This is a genomic window from Streptacidiphilus anmyonensis (assembly GCF_000787855.1).
In the GTDB taxonomy this organism is placed as follows: Bacteria; Actinomycetota; Actinomycetes; order Streptomycetales; family Streptomycetaceae; genus Streptacidiphilus; species Streptacidiphilus anmyonensis.
This window is the reverse complement of sequence record NZ_BBPQ01000009.1, coordinates 61,024-82,583: the sequence shown is the minus strand read 5'-3', so window position 1 is coordinate 82,583 and position 21,560 is coordinate 61,024. Positions and strand designations below refer to the sequence as shown.

General features: G+C 72.0%; 20 protein-coding genes and 3 tRNA genes. 11 read left to right on the top strand and 12 right to left on the bottom strand.

Annotated features, from left to right (window positions below; translation table 11 throughout):
- Positions 1-16: 16 nt before the first annotated feature.
- The 3 genes from TR50_RS12075 to TR50_RS12065 all read left to right on the top strand — a co-directional run bounded on the left by TR50_RS12075 (position 17) and on the right by TR50_RS12065 (position 2,954).
- Positions 17-1,186 (top strand): RNA polymerase sigma factor, encoded by a 1,170-nt coding sequence (locus TR50_RS12075; RefSeq protein WP_042419198.1) that lies wholly within the window; start codon positions 17-19, stop codon positions 1,184-1,186.
- Between the two features lie 113 nt (positions 1,187-1,299).
- Positions 1,300-2,619 (top strand): ammonium transporter, encoded by a 1,320-nt coding sequence (locus TR50_RS12070; protein ID WP_042419195.1) that lies wholly within the window; start codon positions 1,300-1,302, stop codon positions 2,617-2,619.
- Positions 2,616-2,954 carry a P-II family nitrogen regulator gene (locus TR50_RS12065; RefSeq protein WP_042419192.1) on the top strand — a complete coding sequence of 113 codons (339 nt, stop codon included), beginning with the start codon at positions 2,616-2,618 and terminating at the stop codon, positions 2,952-2,954. The genes TR50_RS12070 and TR50_RS12065 overlap by 4 nt, the downstream gene beginning before the upstream one ends.
- Positions 2,955-2,966: 12 nt before the next feature.
- Here TR50_RS12065 and TR50_RS12060 read toward each other — a convergent pair whose 3' ends face one another.
- Positions 2,967-4,391, bottom strand: coding sequence for an FGGY family carbohydrate kinase (locus TR50_RS12060; protein WP_042419188.1), 1,425 nt, complete (start codon positions 4,389-4,391; stop codon positions 2,967-2,969).
- 117 nt (positions 4,392-4,508) lie between these two features.
- Positions 4,509-4,802 carry a hypothetical protein gene (locus tag TR50_RS12055; protein WP_042419185.1) on the bottom strand — a complete coding sequence of 98 codons (294 nt, stop codon included), beginning with the start codon at positions 4,800-4,802 and terminating at the stop codon, positions 4,509-4,511.
- Positions 4,803-5,061: 259 nt separating this feature from the next.
- On the opposite strand from TR50_RS12055, the gene TR50_RS12050 reads away from it, so the two are divergent.
- From TR50_RS12050 to TR50_RS12035, 4 genes are all read left to right on the top strand, one after another.
- Positions 5,062-5,134, top strand: a tRNA-Asn gene (locus TR50_RS12050).
- 29 nt (positions 5,135-5,163) lie between these two features.
- Positions 5,164-5,236 (top strand) — tRNA-Asn (locus TR50_RS12045).
- A 48-nt stretch (positions 5,237-5,284) separates the two neighbouring features.
- Positions 5,285-5,869, top strand: a complete 585-nt coding sequence (locus tag TR50_RS12040; RefSeq protein ID WP_052440935.1) for an HdeD family acid-resistance protein — start codon at positions 5,285-5,287, stop codon at positions 5,867-5,869.
- A 110-nt stretch (positions 5,870-5,979) separates the two neighbouring features.
- Entirely contained in the window at positions 5,980-6,705 is a 726-nt protein-coding gene (locus tag TR50_RS12035; RefSeq protein ID WP_042419181.1) for a dienelactone hydrolase family protein, read from the top strand.
- A 161-nt stretch (positions 6,706-6,866) separates the two neighbouring features.
- Here TR50_RS12035 and TR50_RS12030 read toward each other — a convergent pair whose 3' ends face one another.
- Entirely contained in the window at positions 6,867-7,751 is an 885-nt protein-coding gene (locus TR50_RS12030; protein ID WP_042419178.1) for a LysR family transcriptional regulator, read from the bottom strand.
- Between the two features lie 245 nt (positions 7,752-7,996).
- Here TR50_RS12030 and TR50_RS12025 point away from each other — a divergent pair, with 245 nt between their 5' ends.
- On the top strand, positions 7,997-9,880 hold the full coding sequence (locus TR50_RS12025; RefSeq protein WP_152648364.1) for a ricin-type beta-trefoil lectin domain protein: 1,884 nt from the start codon (positions 7,997-7,999) through the stop codon (positions 9,878-9,880).
- A 143-nt stretch (positions 9,881-10,023) separates the two neighbouring features.
- On the opposite strand, the gene TR50_RS12020 is transcribed toward TR50_RS12025, so the two are convergent.
- Together TR50_RS12020 and TR50_RS12015 are read right to left on the bottom strand one after the other, a co-directional pair.
- Positions 10,024-10,097 (bottom strand) — tRNA-Ile (locus tag TR50_RS12020).
- A gap of 106 nt (positions 10,098-10,203) precedes the next feature.
- Positions 10,204-10,644 (bottom strand): MarR family winged helix-turn-helix transcriptional regulator, encoded by a 441-nt coding sequence (locus TR50_RS12015; RefSeq protein ID WP_042419175.1) that lies wholly within the window; start codon positions 10,642-10,644, stop codon positions 10,204-10,206.
- Between the two features lie 93 nt (positions 10,645-10,737).
- Here TR50_RS12015 and TR50_RS12010 point away from each other — a divergent pair, with 93 nt between their 5' ends.
- From TR50_RS12010 to TR50_RS12000, 3 genes are all read left to right on the top strand, one after another.
- Complete coding sequence (locus tag TR50_RS12010) at positions 10,738-11,760, top strand: NADP-dependent oxidoreductase (protein ID WP_042419173.1); 1,023 nt, start codon at positions 10,738-10,740, stop codon at positions 11,758-11,760.
- Positions 11,761-12,082: 322 nt separating this feature from the next.
- Positions 12,083-12,577 carry a DUF3145 domain-containing protein gene (locus tag TR50_RS12005; protein WP_042419171.1) on the top strand — a complete coding sequence of 165 codons (495 nt, stop codon included), beginning with the start codon at positions 12,083-12,085 and terminating at the stop codon, positions 12,575-12,577.
- A 497-nt stretch (positions 12,578-13,074) separates the two neighbouring features.
- Positions 13,075-15,063 (top strand): S53 family peptidase, encoded by a 1,989-nt coding sequence (locus TR50_RS12000; RefSeq protein ID WP_042419168.1) that lies wholly within the window; start codon positions 13,075-13,077, stop codon positions 15,061-15,063.
- Between the two features lie 32 nt (positions 15,064-15,095).
- Here TR50_RS12000 and TR50_RS11995 read toward each other — a convergent pair whose 3' ends face one another.
- From TR50_RS11995 to TR50_RS11965, 7 genes are all read right to left on the bottom strand, one after another.
- Positions 15,096-15,476, bottom strand: a complete 381-nt coding sequence (locus TR50_RS11995; RefSeq protein ID WP_042419165.1) for a hypothetical protein — start codon at positions 15,474-15,476, stop codon at positions 15,096-15,098.
- Positions 15,473-16,057 (bottom strand): TetR/AcrR family transcriptional regulator, encoded by a 585-nt coding sequence (locus TR50_RS11990; protein ID WP_042419162.1) that lies wholly within the window; start codon positions 16,055-16,057, stop codon positions 15,473-15,475. The genes TR50_RS11995 and TR50_RS11990 overlap by 4 nt, the downstream gene beginning before the upstream one ends.
- Before the next feature lie 362 nt (positions 16,058-16,419).
- Positions 16,420-17,688, bottom strand: coding sequence for a beta-ketoacyl-ACP synthase II (gene fabF / locus TR50_RS11985; protein WP_042419158.1), 1,269 nt, complete (start codon positions 17,686-17,688; stop codon positions 16,420-16,422).
- Between the two features lie 113 nt (positions 17,689-17,801).
- Positions 17,802-18,047 carry an acyl carrier protein gene (locus tag TR50_RS11980; RefSeq protein ID WP_042419155.1) on the bottom strand — a complete coding sequence of 82 codons (246 nt, stop codon included), beginning with the start codon at positions 18,045-18,047 and terminating at the stop codon, positions 17,802-17,804.
- Positions 18,048-18,075: 28 nt separating this feature from the next.
- Positions 18,076-19,110, bottom strand: a complete 1,035-nt coding sequence (locus TR50_RS11975; protein ID WP_042419147.1) for a beta-ketoacyl-ACP synthase III — start codon at positions 19,108-19,110, stop codon at positions 18,076-18,078.
- On the bottom strand, positions 19,107-20,051 hold the full coding sequence (locus TR50_RS11970) for an ACP S-malonyltransferase (protein WP_042419144.1): 945 nt from the start codon (positions 20,049-20,051) through the stop codon (positions 19,107-19,109). Before TR50_RS11970 ends, TR50_RS11975 begins: the two co-directional genes overlap by 4 nt.
- Before the next feature lie 109 nt (positions 20,052-20,160).
- On the bottom strand, positions 20,161-21,336 hold the full coding sequence (locus TR50_RS11965) for a PucR family transcriptional regulator (protein WP_042419452.1): 1,176 nt from the start codon (positions 21,334-21,336) through the stop codon (positions 20,161-20,163).
- Positions 21,337-21,560 lie beyond the last annotated feature (224 nt).

Here is a 21,560-nt window from a genome sequence, read left to right as displayed (position 1 = left end):
TTCGGCGCCGGAAGGGATGGACGTGGAACTTGCCGCCACGGCCCTCCGCCCCCAGCCCCTCGACGAACCCGGGCCCCTCGACGAACCCGGGTCCCTCTCGCTCGCCCCGGTCGTTCCCGTGCAGCGCGCCGCCGCGCCGGACGAACGGGCGGCCCCCGCCGCGCCTCCCGACGCCGCGCCTTCCGACGCCGGGCGGCCGACCGGGCCCGGCCCGGACGACCTCCGCTCCGTGGAGCACGAACCGCCGCTCCCGGCGCTGGACGACAGCGGCGGCCCGGCCGCGGACCTGTTCCGCCAGTACCTGCGGGAGATCGGCCGCATCCCGCTGCTCACCGCCGCCGACGAGGTCGAGCTGGCCCGCAGCGTCGAGGCGGGGCTCTTCGCCGAGGAGTACCTGGCGCTGCATCACGAGACCGTCGCCGACGGGCTCGCCGACGACCTGGACCAGCTGATCGTGCGCGGCCGCATCGCCAAGCGCCGCCTGGTCGAGGCGAACCTGCGGCTGGTCGTCTCCGTCGCCAAGCGCTACGTCGGCCGCGGGCTGACCATGCTGGACCTGGTGCAGGAGGGCAACCTCGGGCTGATCCGGGCCGTCGAGAAGTTCGACTACACCCGCGGCTACAAGTTCTCGACCTACGCGACCTGGTGGATCCGCCAGGCGATGAGCCGCGCGCTGGCCGACCAGGCCCGCACCATCCGGGTGCCGGTGCACGTCGTGGAGCTGATCAACCGGGTGGTCCGGGTCCAGCGCCAACTGCTCCAGGAACGGGGCATGGAGCCGACGACGGCCGAGGTCGCCGCCGTGCTGGAGCTGCCCGAGGAGCGCATCGGCGAGGTGCTGCGGCTGGCCCAGGAGCCCGTCTCGCTGCACGCTCCCGTGGGCGAGGAGGACGATGTCGCCCTCGGCGACCTGATCGAGGACGGCGACGCGGCCTCCCCGGTGGAGTCCGCCGCGTTCCTGCTGCTGCGCGAGCACCTGGAGGCCGTGCTCAGCACGCTGGGGGAGCGGGAGCGCAAGGTCGTGCAGCTGCGCTACGGACTGATCGACGGCCGCCCGCGCACGCTCGAGGAGATCGGCCGCCTCTTCGGGGTGACCCGCGAGCGCATACGGCAGATCGAGTCGAAGACGCTGAACAAGCTGCGCGACCACGCGTTCGCCGACCAACTGCGGGGCTATCTCGATTAGTTGCCCGTTAGCGTCGTCCCATGACGTGAGACTTTCGAAACGTCGGCGCAACACGAAACTCCCTTGAAACATCGCTGTCCGACGGCGGTAACGGAGGCGGGAAAAACTGCCGCATGCTCCTCGCCTCCTCCGCGTCCGGTCTCGACACCGGCGACACCGCCTGGCTGCTGGCCAGTACCGCGCTCGTGCTGCTGATGACGCCGGGCCTGGCCCTGTTCTACGGCGGCATGGTCCGCAGCAAGAGCGTGCTCAACATGATCATGATGAGCTTCGTCTCCATCGCGGTCGTCACGGTGGTCTGGCTGACGGTCGGCTACGCGCTCGCCTTCGACCCCGACGCCGGAGCGGGTCTCATCGGGAACCTGAGCCATCTCGGCATGTCCGGGATCACCCCGGGCAGCCTGACCCGGCATGTGCCCACGCTGCTTTTCGCCGCGTTCCAGCTCACCTTCGCGATCATCACCGCCGCGCTCATCAGCGGCGCCATCGCGGACCGCGCGAAGTTCGGCGCCTGGGTGCTGTTCACGGTCGTGTGGACGGTGCTGGTCTACGCGCCCGTCGCCCACTGGGTCTTCGCCCCCGACGGCTGGATCGCCGCGCGCCTCGGCGCGCTGGACTACGCGGGCGGCACCGTCGTCGAGGTCGACTGCGGCGCCAGCGGCCTGGCGCTGGCCCTGGTGCTGGGCCCGCGCGTCGGCTTCAAGAAGGAGGCCATGCGCCCGCACAACCTGCCGCTGGTGCTGCTCGGCGCGGGGCTGCTCTGGTTCGGCTGGTTCGGCTTCAACGCGGGCTCGGCGCTCGGCGCCAACGGCATCGCGGCGGCCGTGCTGCTCAACACCCAAGCGGCGGGCTGCGCGGGCCTGCTGGGCTGGCTGGTGGTCGAGAAGCGCCGCGACGGCCACGCCACCACCCTGGGCGCCGCCTCCGGCGCGGTCGCCGGCCTGGTCGCGATCACGCCGTCGTGCGGCAGCGTCGACCTGCTCGGCGCACTGGTCATCGGCCTGGCGGCGGGCGTGGTCTGCTCGTTCGCGGTCAGCTGGAAGTTCCGCCTGCACGTCGACGACTCCCTCGACGTCGTCGGCGTCCACTTCGTCGCCGGCGTCATCGGCACCGTCCTCATCGGCGTCTTCGCCACCGCGACGATGACCGGCCGCGTCGACGGTCTGCTGCACGGCGGCGGCATGGCGCAACTCGGCAGGCAGGCGCTCGCGGTGGCCGTCGTCGCGCTCTACGCGTTCGCGGTCACCTGGGGCGTGGGCAAGGCGATCGACCGGGTCATGGGCTTCCGCGCCTCCCGCGACGACGAGTTGACGGGCCTGGACCTCGCCGTGCACGCGGAGACCGCGTACGATCACGGGGTCCTGAGCCACGGCGCGTCCGCGCACCACACCGCCGCGCTCCCGCACTCGTCCGACAAGGCGCCCGTCGCATGAAGCTGATCACCGCCGTCATCAAGCCGTTCCGCGTGGACGCGGTCCGCGAGGCGCTGGTCGGACTCGGCGTCCACGGCCTCACCGTCACCGAGGCCAGCGGCTACGGCCGCCAGCGCGGTCACACCGAGGTCTACCGGGGCGCGGAGTACCGCATCGACCTCGTCCCCAAGGCCCGCCTCGAGGTCGTCGTCGAGGACGCCGACGCGGACGCCGTGATGGAGGCGATCACCGCGGCGGCCCGCACGGGCAAGATCGGCGACGGCAAGGTCTGGGCCGTCCCGGTCGACACCGTCGTCCGCGTCCGCACCGGCGAACGCGGCCCCGACGCGGTCTGAGCCGCGTTCGGTCTACCGACCGAGCTCCGGGTGGGTGCGTTTGAGCACCGCCGCGAACTGCGCGCGCACCGCGCCGCCCACGGCGGCCTCCTCGCCGGGCTCCAGCACCGTGTGCGGGGCCGGCAGCTCCCAGACGGGCGGCTCCGCGCCGCCCGTCAGCGCCCACGCGGCCTGGCGCGCGGCGCCGATCGCGGCGTACTCCGCCTGCGCCGGCACCACGACCGGGACGCCGAAGATGGCCGGCGCGGACGCCTGCACGGCGGGAAGGCGCCCGGCGAGACCGGTCAGGAACACCCGCTCCACCGCGACCCCGTTCGCGCGCAGCGCGTCCAGCGCCTCGGCGAGCCCGCACAGCATGCCCTCCACCGCCGCGCGCGCCAGGTGCTCGGGCTTCATCGACTCCACCCGCAGCCCCGACAGCGTCCCCGCCGCGTGCGGCAGCGGCGGCGTGCGCTCGCCCTCCAGGAACGGCAGCAGCACCAGCCCGTACGCGCCAGGCGTCGACCGCAGCGCCAGCTCGCTCAGCCCCTGGAGGTCCGTGCCCAGCATCGCCGCGGTCGCGCGCAGCACCCGCGCCGCGTTCAGGGTGACGACCTGCGCCAGGTACCGGCCCGTCCCGTCCGCGTAGGTCGAGATCGCGGGCTCGCTGAGCGCCCGGTCGTGCACGGCGTGGACGGTCCCGGAACTGCCGACCGAGACCATCACGTCGCCCAGCCCCAGCCCCAGCCCGAGCGCGGTGGCCATCGTCGTGCCGGTCCCCGCGGCGATCAGCAGACCTTCCGGGCTCTGCCCGGCGGCCTCGGCCGGCCCGAGGACGGTCGGCAGCTGCTGGAGCTCGTGCCCGAGCGCGAGCGCCGCGAGGTCCGGACGCCAGCGCTCCTCGACGGCGGACCAGTAGCCCGTGCCGGAGGCGTCGCCACGGTCGGTCGTCTTGCGGGCGGACTGCCCGAGCAGCTGCCACACCAGCCAGTCGTGCGGGAGCAGGACCTCCGCCACGCGCTTCGCGGACTGCGGCTCCCGGTCCGCGAGCCAGCGCAGCTTCGCGATCGTCGCGGAGGCCAGCGGCACCGCGCCGATCGCGTGCGCCCAGGCGGCGGGCCCGCCGAGCTCCTCCACCAAGGCGACGGCGGACGACGCCGCCCGCGGATCGTTGCGCAGCATCGCCGGCCGGACCAGGACGCCTCCGGCGTCCAGGGCGATCAGCCCCTGCTGCTGCGCGGAGACGCCGATGGCGGCGATCCCCTCCAGCAGTCCGCCCTCGGCCGCGGCGCCGAGCGAACGCAGCCACTCCTGCGGATCGATCTCCACCGGCGCGGTCCCGGCGGCGACACCGGGATGCGGCGCACGGTTCTCCCGCAGCACCGCGCCCGTCTCGGTGTCGCAGACGGTGATCTTCGTGAACTGTGCAGAGCAGTCGATGCCCGCGGCGATGGCCATGCCGAGATCATGCCTCATCCCGCCACCTCAGCGCGGGGGATCAGCGGCTTCCCGCAGGGGGAGTGGCACGGCCTCGCGCCCCTGGGGTGCGTGCGACCTGCTGCGGGAGCGAAGGGCTCAGCTGCGGGCGCTGTCCCAGTCGTCGAGGGTGGAGCCCTTGCCGTTGAGGTACGGGATGCGGTCGGTGACGGCGGTCGGGAGGCGGTCGCCGACCCTGTCCGCGACCGCCTGGCCGGCCTTGGACGCCGCCGAGCCGGCCGCGGCCTTGGCGTTGCGGGTGGCCGACTGGACGGCCTGCGTCTGCGAGAGGTCCCGCGCCGTCTGACGCAGCTGCTCGTAGCGCTCCCGACCGGCGCGCGTCCCCAGCACGTACCCGATGGCCAGGCCCGCCAGGAAAGTGAGCTTGCGCATACCCCTCCGCCCTTCTGCTTGCTGCTCTTGCCGCTCCGCGGCCACTGCCGCTCTGCCGGGATGGAGCCTAGGCGCGGCGGCGCGGACCTGCCTGTTCGGCGCGCCGCCGGGTGACGGCGAGAGCCCCGTCACAAGCGAGTACCCCTCGCTCCGGCCCCCGAACCGCAACGGATTGGCGGAGCACCCCCCCACGTGCGCTAATGTATGACCCGCAGCAAGCGCCGCGCCGGTCACGGAGCGACGCGGCGGCGACGAACGATCCCCCATAGCTCAATTGGCAGAGCAGCCGACTGTTAATCGGCAGGTTATTGGTTCGAGTCCAATTGGGGGAGCGCGGCACCGATGCGGTGCCCAAGTGCAGTCCCCCATAGCTCAATTGGCAGAGCAGCCGACTGTTAATCGGCAGGTTATTGGTTCGAGTCCAATTGGGGGAGCCTCTCCTCGGCGCGCGAGGCGCGCGATCGCCTCCGATCCTGGTCGTCATGGACCAGATGACGGAAACCCTCCCCGGCCCACTGCAGCAGCTCGCCCGCAGCGCGTGGCAGGTGCTGCTGGTGCTGGGCGTCCTCACCATGCTGCTCGGCGTCGCGGTGCTGGCCTGGCCCAAGGCGACGCTGACCGTCGTCGGTGTGCTGTTCGGCCTCTACCTGGTCATCTCGGGTGTTCTCCAACTGGTCGCGGCCTTCGGCACCCACGTCACGACGTCCCTGCGGGTGATGGCCTTCATCAGCGGCGCGCTGTCGATCCTGCTGGGTCTGTTCTGCTTCCGCGGCGCTCTGGAGTCGATCCTGCTGCTGGCGCTGTGGATCGGCATCGGCTGGCTGTTCCGGGGGATCACGCACCTGGTGGCTGCCGCCTCCGACCCGGCCATGCCGGCCCGGGGCTGGCAGATCTTCGCGGGGGTGCTCACCGCGATCGGCGGCGTCGTGGTGCTGGTCTGGCCGTTCCACTCGATCGTCGTGCTCACCGTCTTCACCGGGATCTGGCTGCTGGTGATGGGCGTGATCGAGATCATCACCGCGATCCAGGTCCATCACCGGGCGAAGTCGATCCCGCAGGGGATGTGATCCCGCGGGTCCTGCTCCTGGTCCTGGTTTTGGTCCCGGTATCCAGGTGGCCCTGCTACCGGGACAAGAGCCCTCTGGTTGGGGACGCGGCCGCGACCTAGCCTCAGGACATGACCGCTGAGAAGATCACCACCGACCGGATCGAGATCCCGGTCGCCGACGGTACCTCGATGGGCGGCTACCTGGCCCGTCCCGCCGGAGCGGGGGACCACCCCGGCGTGGTCGTCGCCATGGAGCTGTTCGGCGTCGACGCGCACGTCCGCGGGATCTGCGACGACCTCGCCCGCCGCGGGTTCACGGCTCTCGCGCCCGACTTCTACCACCGGGTCCAGCCCGGCGCCGACCTGCCGCACGACGCGGCGGGCCGCGAGCGGGGCTTCGAGCTGCTGCCGCAGCTGACCCGCTCCGACGTGATCGCCGACGCCGCGGCGGCTCTGGCCGCGCTGGACTCGCTCGGCATCCCCGGGGCCGGCATGCTCGGCCTCAGCGCCGGCGGGCACCTCACCTACCTGGCCGCGACCGCGCTCGACGTCCCGAATGCCGTCGTCTGCTACGGCGGCTGGCTCACCGGCAACCCGGACCTCCCGGTCACCGGGCCCGAGCCGACCCTCACCCTGACGCCCAAGATCTCCGGCCGCCTTCTCTACCTGGTCGGCGCGGACGACCACGTCATCGGCGCCGAGGAGCAGCGCCAGATCGCCGCCGCGCTGGCAGCGGCGGGGGAGCGGCACCAGTTCCTCGCCTATCCCGGCGCGGGGCACAGCTTCCTGCGCTCCGACGCCCCGGCGGTCCAGGACGCGTTCGCCCGTATCGACGCCTGGCTGCGGGGGGAGTGAGCTCCGGCCCGTCCCGCTCGTCGGCGCCGCGCGTCGGCCGACCCTGCCGCGTGAGCCCCGGCGTCGTGGGTGGTGCCTCCCGGCCGACGGCCGGGGGAGTGCCCGCCGCGCCTCGGGGCAGGGCGCAGGACGACGGGCGCGGTGCCCGTTCCTGACAGGACCTACTCGGCCAGGGCGTGGAGCATTCCGTGCAGGCCCGGGAGGGCCTCGCGGTCCGCGCGCCAGACCGCGCGCAGGCGGAGCCGCGGCTCGGTGCCCGGCCCCGGCAGGCGGACCAGGGAGCCCGAGGCCAGCTGCTCCCGGACGGCGGACTCCGGGAGCAGCGCGATGCCGAGACCGCGCTCCGCGCAGGCCCGGGCGACGGCGATCCCGCCGGTGGGGACCCGCTCGACCGCGCGGCCCAGCAGCCGCTCCCCGGCCAGGCGGAAGGAGCAGGCCCGCACGCCGACCAGCAGCTGCTGACCGCGCAGGTCATCGAGGGACAGCGCGTCGTGTTCGCGGAGCGGATGGCCGGGGGCGGCGACCAGCGCCAGCGGCACGTCCTCGATGTCCAGGTGGCCCAGCGGTGCGGGCGGCAGGGCGAAGCCCAGCCCGCCGAGCGGGCCCGGGACATCCAGGACCACCGCCGCGTCCAACGCCCCGGCCGCGACGGCGTCCAGCAGCCCGTCGTGCTCGGCCGCGGTGTGCAGGGCGACCCGCACGTCCGGTCGGCGCTGCGCGAGCCGGGTCGGCATGTCCGGCGCGGAGGCCGTCGCGAGGGTCTCCAGCACGCCGAGGCGCAGCTCGGGCCGCTCGGTCACCGTCTCCTGCCGCGCCTCCTCCGCGGCGTCCAGCAGCCGCCGCGCCCACGGCAGCAGCCGTCTCCCGGCCGGTGTCAGCGTCATCCCGCGCGGTGTGCGGGCCAGGAGCGGGACGTCCAGCGACTGCTCCAACTCCCGTAGCCGCTCGGCGACCGAGGACGGCGCGAGGCCGAGCACCTTCGCCGCGTTCGCGACGGTGCGGTGCGCGGCGACGGCCTCGAAGGCACGGAGTTGGCGCAGTTCCACGTCGGATCCCCGATCGTTCGGCTATCCGGCATGGTACGTGGGGGCGTCGGAGCCGCCGCGCGCCGGGGATCATGACAGTTCATCAAGTGCAGGCAGGCCGTGCGGGAACCGGCGCATCTGTCCGACCTGCACTCCAACAAGTGGACGCAGGAGAGCGCTCTCGAACCTCTTGACGGTCTAGACCATACGGGAGTTGAATGCGGCGGCGTCCCAGTCCATCCGCCCCCACGCGAAGGGCTTCGCCCATGCGGTCCCTGCGGTCCATGCGGTCGAAACGACTGCCCGCCCTGCTCGCCGGAGCGCTCGCCGCCTCCGGACTCCTGCTCGCCTCACCCGCCGCCACCCCCAGCGCCCATGCGGCGGGCCCGGCCGTGAACATCTGGCTGACCACCACCTCCGACTCCGGAGGACGGACCGTCGCCCGGGGCCTCCAGCAGCAGACCCCGATCGCCTTCTCCTCCGGGTCCGGCAGTTCCGCCGCCACCGTGAGCGTCGACGAGAACACCCGCTACCAGCAGTTCACCGGGGCCGGGGCCTCGTTCACCGACACCGCCGCCTGGCTGATGAACAGCAGCGGCGCGCTCAGCACCGCCACCCGCAACGCCGTGATGACCAACCTCTTCGACCCGGTGAACGGCATCGGCCTGGACTTCCTGCGCAACCCCATGGGCGCGTCCGACCTGGCCCGGTACAACTACACCTACGACGACATGCCGAGCGGCCAGACCGACCCCTCGCTCGCCGACTTCTCCATCGCGCACGACCTCACGGACGTGCTGCCGCTCACCAAGCAGGCGGAGCAGCTCAACCCGAGCCTCAAGGTGATGGGCACGCCGTGGACCGCGCCGCCGTGGATGAAGGACAGCGGCGCCTACAGCCAGGGCTGGCTCCAGTCGCAGTACTACGCCGCCTACGCGCAGTACTTCGTCAAGTACATCCAGGCCTACCAGGCCCAGGGCGTGCACATCGACTACGTCTCCCCGCAGAACGAGCCCACCTGCTGCAGCGGCTACCCCTCGATGCAGTGGAACGCCAGCGGGCTCGACTACTTCACCGGTACCGACCTGCTGCCGGCCTTCCACGCGGCGGGCCTGTCGACGAAGGTCCTGGCCCTGGACTGGAACTGGGACGACTACGACAGCTACGCCGCCCAGACCGTCAACGACGCGGCGATCCGGAACGACCCGCTCTTCGGCGGGATCGCCTGGCACGGGTACAGCGGCGACCCGAGCGAGCAGACCACCGTCCACAACGCGTACCCGAACGTCGACGCCTTCGACACCGAGCACTCCGGCGGCACCTGGATCGCGAACCAGCAGCAGGAGGACATGCAGAACATCGTCGACTACACCCGGAACTGGGGTAAGTCGGTGGTGAAGTGGTCGCTCGCGGTGGACCAGAACATGGGCCCGCACAACGGCGGCTGCGGCACCTGCACCGGGCTGATCACCGTGCACAACGGCGACTCCCGCAGCGGGCAGGTGGACTACAACATCGAGTACTACGACCTCGGCCAGCTGACCAAGTTCGTCAAGCCGGGCGCCTACCGGATCGACTCGACCGCCAGCACCGCCGTGCCGAACGTGGCCTGGCTCAACCCGGACGGCTCCAAGGCCGTGGTCGCCTACAACGCCACCGGGGGCTCCGAGCCGTTCACGGTCAACTGGGGCGGGCAGCACTTCACCTACACCCTGCCCGCGCAGACCAGCGCGACGTTCACCTGGACGGGCACGGCGTCGGCCGCGCCGACCGGGCAGATCACCGGCTACGGCGGCAAGTGCGTCGACGTCGCGGGCGCGAGCAGCGCCGACGGCACCGCCGTGCAGCTCTACGACTGCAACGGCACGAGCGCGCAGGCGTGGACGGTCGCCTCGGACGGCTCGCTTCAGGCGCTCGGCAAGTGCATGGACGTCACCAGTGGCGGCACGGCCAACGGGACCCAGATCCAGCTCTACGACTGCAACGGGACCGGCGCGCAGCAGTGGCAGGCCCAGGCGGACGGTTCGCTGGTCAATCCGCAGTCGGGCCGCTGCCTCGACGCCACCGGCCCCAGCTCGGCCAACGGCACCCGGCTGCAGATCTGGGACTGCACCGGCGGCGCCAACCAGAAGTGGACCTTGCCGAGCTAGCCCGTTCAATCCCCCAGGCACGAGCCCTTTCGGGTGAAAAACGCTCCGTGGTGCAGGCACCACGGAGCGTTTTCGCTAACGTACAGGCAGGTATCACCCGCACGTCCTCGATGTGCGTCGACTGTCCGTCGACTGTGCGTCGGTGGGGCCGGTGGGACTCGAACCCACGACCAAGGGATTATGAGTCCCCTGCTCTAACCGGCTGAGCTACAGCCCCTCATCTCGTACACCAGCACGAGCGGCCCTGCGAAGGGGCCGCTCGCCGCAGCATAGCTGGTGAGACGTTGTCCGTGCGCGGCGGGTTCCATCCTTCAGGAGCGGGATCAGTCCTGACGCCGCGCCTGGTCGAGCATCCGCCGCAGAAGATCACGGAGCTGGAGCCGCTCGTCCTGGCTGAGCGCGGCCAGCGGCTCCCGGGCGAAGTTGAGCGAGGCGCGCAGCTCCGCCGTGGCGGCGCTGCCCGTCTCGGTGGCGGCCACGCGCTTGATCCGGCGGTCCTCGGGGTCCGCCTGGCGCTCGACCAGCCCGCGGGCCTCCAGGCGGTCGACGATGCCGGTGATGTTGGACGGCTCGCAGCTGAGCGTCTGCGCGATCTGGCGCATCGGCAGCGGCCCGCGGCGCAGCAGGCCCAGCACCTTGGCCTGGGCGCCGGTGAGGGAGCGGGCGGCCGCGGCCTCCTCGTACTCCTTGTGGAAGACGCCCACCAGCGCGGCCATCAGATCCACGACCTCGGGCGTGAGCGGATCGGTGTGCTCCTCTTGCATGCCTCCTAGGCTACCTGAATATTTGACAAGCTGAACCTTTCTCGTCCACCGTTACTTGAGTACCTCAAACTTCCACCCTGAAAGTGATCACTCATGGCCGAGCAGACCCTCCCCGCCGCCGCCCGCGAGTGGCAGCTGGCCGCCCGCCCGCAGGGCTGGCCGACGCCCGCCGACTTCGCCCTGGTCGAGAAGCCCGTCGCCGCCCCGGCGCCCGGCCACATCCTGGTCCGCAACGAGTTCCTCTCCGTCGACCCCTACATGCGCGGCCGGATGAACGACGTGAAGTCCTACGCCCCGCCGTACCAGCTCGGCGAGGCCATGCAGGGCGGCGCGGTGGGCCGCGTGGTGGCCTCCGCCGCCGAGGGCTTCCAGGTCGGCGACGCCGTGCTGCACGGCCTCGGCTGGCGCGAGTACGCCGACGTGCCGGCCGCGCACGCGGTCAAGGTCGACGCCGAGGCCGCGCCGCTCCAGGCCTACCTCGGCGTGCTGGGCATGCCGGGCCTGACCGCCTACGCCGGCCTGCTGCGGGTCGGCGGGTTCAAGGAGGGTGACGCGGTCTTCGTCTCCGGCGCGGCCGGGGCCGTCGGCAGCACGGTCGGTCAGATCGCCAAGCTGCGCGGCGCCTCGCTCGTGGTCGGCAGCGCCGGCTCGGACGAGAAGGTCCGCAAGCTCGTCGAGGAGTACGGCTTCGACGCCGCCTTCAACTACAAGAACGGGGACATCGCGGGCCAGCTCGCCAAGGCGGCGCCCGAGGGCGTCGACGTCTACTTCGACAACGTCGGCGGCGAGCACCTCGAGGCCGCGATCGGCGCGCTGAACGTGCACGGCCGCGCGGTGCTGTGCGGGGCCATCGCCCAGTACAACGACACCAACCCGCCGGCCGCCCCGCGCAACCTGGTGCAGGTGATCGGCAAGCGGCTGACCCTGGCCGGCGTGCTGGTCGGCGACCACTACGACCTCCAGTCCGAGTTCGTCGCCGAGGTCGGCGGCTGGCTGCGCGAGGGGAAGCTGCGCTTCGAGGAGACGGTGGTGGACGGCTTCGAGAACGCCGTCGACGCCTTCCTCGGCATGCTGCGCGGCGCGAACACCGGCAAGATGCTGGTCAAGCTGGGCTGACACGTCGGTCGGCCCGGCTGGGCCGACCGGATCAAAAGTCTGACCATCAGTCATCACGTGCGACCACTCGGGCGGATCAGCGTGCCGTCCGGGTGGTTGTGCTGGACGAGGGCTCCAGCGGCGCTGCTGAGCGGTACCGTTTCTCCACACGGCCCCGGTCCCGTCGACCGGACCGGTCTCGCGCGTGTTTTGTCGCCGCCCGTGAGGGGTAGTCGTCAGCCCATAGCAGGAACAAGCGGAAATATCGGACAACGGACACACCGTCACCAGGCTGGCGCGAGACCGCTGGGGAAGGCGCCCCTCGCACCACACTGGAGGTCCGGTGACGACTCGTGGAGTTCTCTACGTGCACTCCGCGCCGCGCGCGCTCTGCCCGCATGTGGAGTGGGCCGTGGCCGGCGTGCTCGGTCAGCGGGTGAGCCTGGACTGGATCCGCCAGTCGGCCGCGCCCGGCACCTGGCGCGCCGAGCTGTCCTGGCAGGGCGCGCCCGACACGGCCTCCCGGCTCGCCTCCGCGCTGCGCGGCTGGCAACTGCTGCGCTTCGAGGTCACCGCCGAGCCGACCACGGGCACCGAGGGGGAGCGCTTCTCCAGCACCCCCGACCTCGGCATCTTCCACGCCGTCATCGGCGTCCACGGCGACATCATGATCCCCGAGGACCGGCTGCGGGCCGCGCTGCTGCGCGCGCGGCTGGGCGAGGGTGAGCTGGAGTCGGAGATCGTCCGGCTTCTGGGCAAGCCCTGGGACGACGAGTTGGAGCCCTTCCGGCACGCCGGCGAGGGTGCGCCGGTCCGCTGGCTGCACCAGGTGGTGTGACCGTCGTCCGAGCGCGGACGGAACCGATCCAGCAGCCGACACGTCCAACTGTTCAGAGACTTTCCAGAAATTCCAGCCGGTTGGGGGCCCCCGGTCGGGGGGAGTGCGCGCTGACGCGCGCCGTGCGCGTGTGCGGATGATCCACGCGCACTCATGGCGGCCGACTTGCCCGGGTATGACCTCGATGTCGCGCCACGGATGACCTGCGTCAGACCGATATGCGTGCCGTCGCGTTCAATTGGCGGACGGTCAGCACGATGCGTCCAGGAAGTGAAGTCTGTATTCACTCCCGGTGGTGTCACGGTGGAAAAGAACCTCCAAGGGACCCTTGCGTCGCAAATCCGAGCCCGTGTAGACATCCCCCGGGGGCTTTCGAACAATCTCTGTCGCTCCCTTTCCTCTGACGGACCTTCATCCTGGGAGTCGTCATCAGCACAAGCAGCAACTCCCGCGTCAGCCGCGCCCGGATAGCCACCATCGCCGCCGCTTCACTTGCGGTGGTCTCCGGTTCGCTGGTTCTCGCCGCTCCTTCGCAGGCCAGTGCGCCTGCTCCCGCCGCCAAGACGGTCACCGGCACCCACCCGGAGTGGGCCACCCACGCCGCGGACCAGGGCACCGCGCCGAGCAGCGCCAAGTTCACGGGCACGGTGTACCTCGCCGCCCGGGACCAGGCCGGCCTCGCCGCCTACGCCTCGGCGGTCTCCGACCCGACCAACGCCCAGTACGGCAAGTTCCAGAGTGCCGACTGGGTGCGCAGCAGCTTCGGCCCGACCGACGCCGCGGTCGCCCAGGTCAAGAGCTGGCTCACCAGCTCCGGCCTGTCCATCGTCAGCAGCAGCTGGCACGCCATCACCGTCTCGGGCACCAGCGCCCAGATGGCGAAGGCCTTCGGCACCCAGATCCACGACTACCGCGTCCAGGGCCAAGAGGCACACGCCCCCGCCGCCAACGTGGTCGTCCCGGCCCAGGTCGCCTCGTACGTGCTCGGCGTCGTCGGCATCAGCTCCAACATCGGCTCGCACGCCACGCCGGACTCGGTCAAGGTCAACAGCACCGCGACCGGCGCGGGCAGCAAGGCCGGCGGTGGCCTGCCCACCACGGCGACCTGCTCGGACTACTGGGGCCAGAAGAAGGCCACCGGCGCTCCGGCGGGCTACGTCAAGGGCGCCGTGCCGTTCGACCAGTGCTCGTTCGTCCCCTCGCAGCTGCGCAAGGCCTACGGCATCACCGCCACCGGCCTGACCGGCAAGGGCGCGCGGGTCGCCATCGTCGACGCCTACGGCTCCCCGACGATGCAGGCGGACGCCAACAAGTTCGCCACCGCCCACGGTGACAAGGCCTTCCGCAAGGGCCAGTACACCGAGGACGTCACCCCGGCGCAGTGGACCAACCAGGACGCCTGTGGCGGCCCCGCCGGCTGGGCCGGCGAGGAGGCGCTCGACGTCGAGATGGTGCACGGGCTCGCGCCCGACGCCCACGTCGTCTACGTCGGCGCCAACTCCTGCGAGGACGCCGACCTGTCGGCCGCCCTCGCGAACATCGTCGACAACCACCTGGCCGATGTCGTCTCCAACTCCTGGAGCGAGATCATGCACACCACCGACCAGGGGGACATGACGAAGGCCCAGATCCAGGCCTACGAGCAGATCTTCGAGCAGGGTGCGATCGAGGGCATCGGCTTCGGGTTCTCCTCCGGCGACTGTGGCGACCAGTCGCCCACCGCCGCGGCGACCGGTGCCAACTGCCAGACGGACACCCCGCGCGCCCAGGTCGGCTACCCGTCCTCGGACCCGTGGGTCACCGATGTCGGCGGCACCGCGCTCGGCCTGGCCGACAAGGCCGGCAAGTACGGCTTCGAGACCTCCATGGGCACCCTCCGCTCGGCCCTGTCGGCCGACGGCAAGTCCTGGAACCCGCTCCCCGGCGCCTTCTACTTCGGTGGCGGCGGCGGTACCTCGGAGGACTTCGCCCAGCCCTTCTACCAGAAGGGCATCGTCCCGAGCGGCCTGTCGCACACGCTGATGACCGGTCAGCACAGCGCGACCGCGCAGCGCGTCACCCCCGACGTCGCCATGAACGGTGACCTGTACACCTCCGTCCTGGTCGGCATGACCACCGGCGGCGTGTACAGCGAGGGCGGCTACGGCGGCACCAGCGTCGCGTCGCCGGAGTTCGCCGCGGTCCAGGCCGACGCGATCCAGGCGCAGCACGGCCGCGCGATCGGCTTCGCCAACCCGGAGATCTACCAGCGTTCGCGCGCCGGCGACTTCCGTGACGTGGTCAACCAGGCGGCGGCGCACCACCAGGCCCCGCTGAGCAACGTCGCCGACTTCGGCGTCATCAGCGGCTCGCTGCGTGTCCGTCTGGTCGCCTTCGGCGAGGACACCAGCCTGCAGGCCGTCCGCGGCTACGACGACGCCACCGGCGTCGGCTCGCCGACCGCGTCCTACCTGCGGTCCTTCCTCTGGGCGGACTTCGGCCGCTAAGCGCCGAGGGATCCGAGGAGATCCGAAGAGCATCACGGCCTGGGCCCGGTGCGGGAGTTCGCTCCCCGCCGGGCCCAGATCGCTGCTCCGACCGCGATCAGCACGACGCCTGCGGCGAGCCACGGCCACGGGCTCCACTCCTCGGTGCAGCTGTCGCCGCTCGCGGTGCAGACGTTCCCGGGCCCGGAGCGGTTGAGCCACGCCACCACCAGCGGCAGCACGCCCGCTCCCGCGACCAGGCCCGGCAGCCCGCCGTGCGAGCGCGGCGTCCTGCCGAGCAGGACCGCGGCGACGAGGGTGAGCACCGCGACGTAGGGCCCGACGGTCAGCACCGTCAGCAACGCCGTCACTCCGCCTGCGCCGACCGCCGCCCAGGCCAGGAACCAGATCCAACCACGCTTGATGACCGTCACGACCGCCTCCGCAGTGAGAAAAGGTCAAGCAGGGTAGCGAGCGAGCCGGCCCGGTCGAACAGGGCCATGGCAGGGGCGGGATCGTCGTCGAGCACGGCCAGCAGCTCCAGGCCCAGATACATCGCGACCACCCCGTGCGCGAGCTCCTCGGGCGGCCCGAGGCGCGCGGCGGGCGTCCCCCGCAGGGCGTCCGCGGCGAAGCCGCGCCAGGGCCGCAGCCGCGTCGCGACCTCCGGTCGCAGTTCGGCGTCGGCCTGGGCGGCGGCGATCATCTCCACGAGGACGGCCGTGTGGCCGAGTTCGAGGTCCTCCTCGAAGACGGTCCGGGCGGCGGCGACGAGCTCCTTGAGATTGCGGCTCTCGTCGACCAGCGCCTGGTACCGCTCCCGCCGCAGGTCCGCGACGCGGTCCAGCGCGGCGAGCAACAGCCGTTCCACGGACCCGAAGTGGTAGAAGATCAGCGCCTGGTTGCACCCCGCCCGCCCCGCGATCTCGCGCGCGCTGGCGTGCGCGTGGCCCTTCTCCCGCAGGGTCGCTATCGCTCCGGCGACGAGCGCCTCCCGCGTCTCCGCCGTGGCCATGGCCTCACACCCCCCGTTTTGAGCACTCGCTCAAAACCGAGGATAGACCTCAACGAGCCCGTTGCAAACGCCAGGGGCGCGGGAAATCTACGCGCGAGCGGCAACCACAACAGGGGCGCGGGGAACTGCGCGAGCAACGACCCTGTGCGGATGGCCCTGCTCAGCGCGGCGACTCACCACATCTGGTGGCTTGTCGCGCAGTTCCTCGCGCCCCTGATAGTGCAACGACCTGCGGGAGCGACTTGTCGGGCTTGTCGCGCCCATGCTGGGGGCACCTCCCGGCCGAAGGCTGGGGGAGGAGCCGCAAGTCGGGTACAGCCCCGCGCCCCTGGGGAGTGCAACTGCCTGCGGGAGCGACGTGCTCAGATCGTGCGGAAGGCCAGGACGACGTTGTGGCCGCCGAAGCCGAAGGAGTTGTTGAGGGCGGTGATGCTGCCCTCCGCCGGGAGGGCCCGCGGCTCGCCGATGACGATGTCCGCGTCGACCTCGGGGTCGAGGTCGTCGACGTTGATGGTCGGCGGGGCCGTGCGGTGGTGCAGGGCGAGGACCGTCGCGACGGTCTCGATGCCGCCCGCGCCGCCGAGGAGGTGGCCCGTCATGGACTTGGTCGCGGAGATCGCGATGTGGTCCAGGTGGTCGCCGAGGACCCGGCGCAGCGCCTTGATCTCGGCGGTGTCGCCCTGCGGGGTGGACGTGGCGTGCGCGTTGACGTGCACGACCTCGGCCGGGTTCACGTCCGTGGACTCCAGCAGCTGCTCGATCGCGCGGGCCACGCCCGCGCCCGTCGGCTCCGGCTGGGCGATGTGGTGGGCGTCGGAGGACAGACCCTGGCCGACCGCCTCGCAGTAGACGCGGGCCCCGCGCGCCGCGGCGTGCTCCGCGGACTCCAGGACCACGACGCCCGCGCCCTCGCCGAGGACGAAGCCGTCACGGGCCTTGTCGTAGGGGCGCGACGCCTGCTGTGGGTGCTCGTTGTTCTTGGACATCGCCATCATGTTGGCGAAGGCCGCGATCGGCAGCGGGTGCACCGCCGCCTCGGTGCCGCCGGCGACGACGACGTCGGCGCGGCCGGTGCGGATCATCTCGATCGCGTAGCCGATGGCCTCGGCGCCGGAGGCGCACGCGGAGACGGGGGTGTGCACGCCGGCCCGCGCGCCGACCTCCAGACCGACGTTGGCCGCCGGGGAGTTGGGCATCAGCATCGGCACGGTGTGCGGGGAGACGCGGCGGACGCCCTTCTCCTTCAGCACGTCGTACTGGTCGAGCAGGGTGGTGACGCCGCCGATGCCGGAGGCGACGACCGCGCCCAGGCGCTCGGGGGCGATCGGGGAGCCGTCCTCGGTCGCCGGGGTGGTGAAGCCGGCGTCGGCCCAGGCCTCGCGCGCGGCGATCAGCGCGAACTGCGCCGAGCGGTCGAGCTTGCGGGCGAGCGGACGGGGAAGCACCTCGCCCGGGTCGACCGCGGTGCGGGCGGCGATGCGGACCGGCAGGTCTGCGGCCCACTCGTCCTCGAGGGGCGAGACGCCGGAGCGGCCCGCCACCAGGCCCTCCCAGGTGGACGCGGCGTCGGCGCCGAGCGGCGTGAAGGCGCCGATCCCGGTGACGACCACGGTGCGGTTGTCGCTGGTCACTGCTGTGTCTCCTGGCAGGGAAGTCCGGGTGGTCCGAAAGGAAGTCCGGGGTGGTTCTGTGGGGGCGGGGGACGCCGCCGGCCGGCGGCGTCCCCCTGGAAGCGTGTGAACGCTCAGGAGTTGGCGATGATGTAGTTCACCGCGTCGCCGACGGTCTTCAGGTTCTTGACCTCGTCGTCCGGGATCTTGACGTCGAAGCGCTCCTCGGCGGCGACGACGACCTCGACCATGGAGAGCGAGTCGACGTCCAGGTCGTCGGTGAAAGACTTGTCCAGCTCAACGTCCTCGGCCGGGATCCCGGCGATCTCGTTGACGATCTCGGCGAGACCGGAGAGGACCTCGTCCTGCGTGGCCATGATGGCTCCTTCTAGTGGTGAACGGTGTTTCCTACGGGAGGGTAACGACTGCGGCTGCGTAGACGAGACCCGCCCCGAAGCCGATGATGAGGGCGAGATCGCCGCTCTTCGCCTCGCCGGACTGGAGCATGCGCTCCATGGCCAGCGGGATCGATGCCGCCGAGGTGTTCCCGGTCTCCGCGATGTCGCGGGCCACCGGGACCGACTCGGGAAGCTTCAGGGCCTTGATCATCGCGTCGATGATCCGCATGTTGGCCTGGTGCGGGATGAACGCGCCGAGCTGGTCGGCGGTGATCCCGGCGGCGTCCAGGGCCTGCTGGGCGGCCTTGGCCATGTCCCAGACGGCCCAGCGGAAGACCGTCTGGCCCTCCATGCGCAGGGCCGGCCACTTGGTCTCCTCGCCCGCGCCGTTGACGGCGTCGGGCTTGGCGAACGCGGTGTCCCACGCGGCGGTCTGGCTGATGACGTCCGCCTGCGAGCCGTCGGAACCCCAGACGACCTTGCCGATGCCGGGGGTGTCGGACGGGCCCACCACGGCCGCGCCGGCGCCGTCGCCGAAGATGAAGGCGGTCGAGCGGTCGTGGATGTCGGTGAGGTCGGACAGGCGCTCGACGCCGATCACGACCACGTACTCGGCGCTGCCGCCGCGCACCATGCCGTCGGCCAGCGACAGGCCGTAGCCGAAGCCGGCGCAGGCGGCGGAGATGTCGAAGGCGGGCGCGGTGCCGCAGCCGAGGCGCTGGGCGATCTCGGTGGCGATGGCCGGGGTCTGCTTCAGGTGCGAGACGGTCGCCACGATGACGCCGCCGACCTGCTCGGGCGCGATCCCGGCCATGGCGATCGCCTTGCTGGCGGCCTGGACCGACATCTCGGCGACGGTCTCCTCCGGGCCGGCCCAACGGCGCTCGGTGATGCCGCTGCGGGTGCGGATCCACTCGTCCGAGGACTCGATCCAGTTCAGCACCTCGGAGTTGGGGATGACCCGGACCGGTCGGTAGCCGCCGACGCCGTGGATGCGCGAGAACTGCGCCCCCGTGCTGGGCTTGATGGTGGGCTGGGCTGTCATGCGTTCTGCTCCCCGGCTCCGTGCTCGGCCACGAGCGCGAGGGCCTTGTCGAGATCGGCCGGTGTCTTCAGGGCCAGCGTCGCGACACCCTTGACGTTGCGCTTGACCAGGTTGGTGAGGGTCCCCGCGGGAGAGAGCTCGATCATCGCGGTCATGCCCAGCCCGGCCAGGGTCTCCATGCACAGGTCCCAGCGGACCGGGTTGGACACCTGCGAGACCAGGCGCGCCAGCACCTCGGCGCCCGAGGTGACGACCTGACCGTCCTTGTTCGAGACGTAGGGGACGGTCGGGTCCGCCGCCGCGAGCGTGGGCGCCAGCTTCTCCAGCCGGACCTGGCCCGGGGCCATGTGCGCGGTGTGGAAGGCGCCGGCGACCTTGAGCGGGATCAGCCGGGCGCCGGCCGGCGGATCGGCCTTGAGCGCGGCCAGCTGCTCCAGCGTGCCGGCCGCCACGATCTGGCCGCCGCCGTTGTTGTTGGCTCCGGTGACGCCGTGGGCGGCCAGCTTGGCGGCCACCTCGTCCGGGTCCCCGCCGAGCACGGCGGCCATGCCGGTGGCGGTCGCGGCGGCGGCCTCGGCCATGCCCAGGCTGCGCTCGCGGACGAAGGCCAGCCCGTCCTCGGGGCTCAGCACGTCGGAGGCGACGGCGACGGTGATCTCACCGACGCTGTGACCGGCGACGGCGCCGACCTGCCGGGCGATGTTCGCGTGGTCCCCGAAGAGCGCGGACGCGGTCACCAGGCCCGCGGCGACCAGCAGCGGCTGGGCGACGGCGGTGTCCTTGATCTCGTCCTCGGACGCCTCGGTGCCGGCGTGCACCAGATCCAGACCGGCCACGTCGGACCAGAGGCGGAGGCGGTCGGCGACGCCGGAGACCTCCAGCCAGGGGGCGAGGAATCCGGGCGTCTGGGCGCCTTGTCCGGGAGCAACGAGTACGAGCACGTCATCAACCTTCTCTTGTCGAGCCGGTGCTCCGCGGGTGAGGACCGCGACGAAGAACCGCGAGCGGAGTTGTGGGTTCCCTACAGCCGGGCATCATCCCAGCTCATCCCTATTGGAGTCGTCCCAGGGCCAGGGCGATGCGGAGCGTGAACGCCGAACGCACGTCCGACGGCGCGTAGCCCGTGATGTCGGTCACACGCCGCAGGCGGTAGCGCACGGTGTTGGGGTGCACGAACAGCATCCGGGCCGCCCCCTCCAGCGAAGAGGCCTGCTCCAGATAGACCGAGAGCGTGTCCAGCAGCGCCGATCCCGCCTCGTCGAGCGGCGCGTAGATCTCCTCGACCAGCTGGGTGCGCGCCTGATGGTCGCCCGCGAGCGCGCGCTCGGGCAGCAGGTCGTCCGCGAGCACCGGCCGCGGCGCGTCCGGCCAGGCCGAGCACGCTCGCAGACCCGCCGCTGCGGCCTGCGCGGAACGCGTCGCGGACAGCAGGTCGGAGACGGTCGGACCGATCACCACCGGCCCGGGCGCGAACTGCCCGAGCAGCGCGCGGGCGGCGACCACCGGATCCCACAGCCGCTCGCCGCTGCGCGGTTTCTTCTCGCCGACGACCACGACCAGCCGGGAGCCGAGCACGCCGGTGAGCACGTGCAGCTTGGCGTGCCGGGCGGCCCGCCGGATCGCCTCGACGACCAGCTCGCTGTCCCCGGCGGGCGCGCTGCCCATGACGACCATGACCCGGTCCGGCTGTCCCCAGCCGAGCGCGGCGGCGCGCGACAGCACGCCCTCGTCCGCGTCGCCGGAGAGCAGGGAGTTGACGACCAGCGCCTCCAGCCGCGCGTCCCACGCACCACGGGCCTCCGCGGCCTGGGCGTAGACCTGGGCGGTGGCGAAGGCGATCTCGCGGGCGTAGACCAGCACCGCCTCACGCAGCGCCTCCTCCGCGCCCGGCGCGGCCACCTCCTCGATCGCCTCCTCGACGACCTCGATGGTGGTCCGGATCATCTCCACGGTCTGGCGCAGGGTGACCGCGCGGGTCAGCTCGCGCGGCGCGGTCCCGAACACGTCCGTGCTGATCGCCTGCGGCGCGTCCGGGTGGCGGAACCACTCGGTGAACGCGGCGATACCGGCCTGTGCCACCAGCCCGATCCAGGAGCGGTGCTCCGGCGGCATGTTGCGGTACCAGGCGAGGCTGTCGTCCATCCGGGCGATGGCCGCGGTGGCCATCTTCCCGGCGGCGCGCTCGAGGTTCTTCAGCGTCTGCGCGTGCTGCTCGGCGGTGGCCATCACGGTTTTGCGCTCGAAGGCCGTCCCGCGCCGCGAGCCGCGCCGCGCGGCGGTGCGCTCCACGGTGTCGGCGGTCTTTCCGGGGGCTGCCTCGGCCGGCTGGTTCGCGGGGTTCTGGGCGACTGGGTCTGGCACAGACTAAGCCTGCACCATCGCCGCGCCGATCCGTGCACGGGGATGCACCCGGCGCGGGAGACGCGGGTCACAAGTGCCTAATGTGGCCC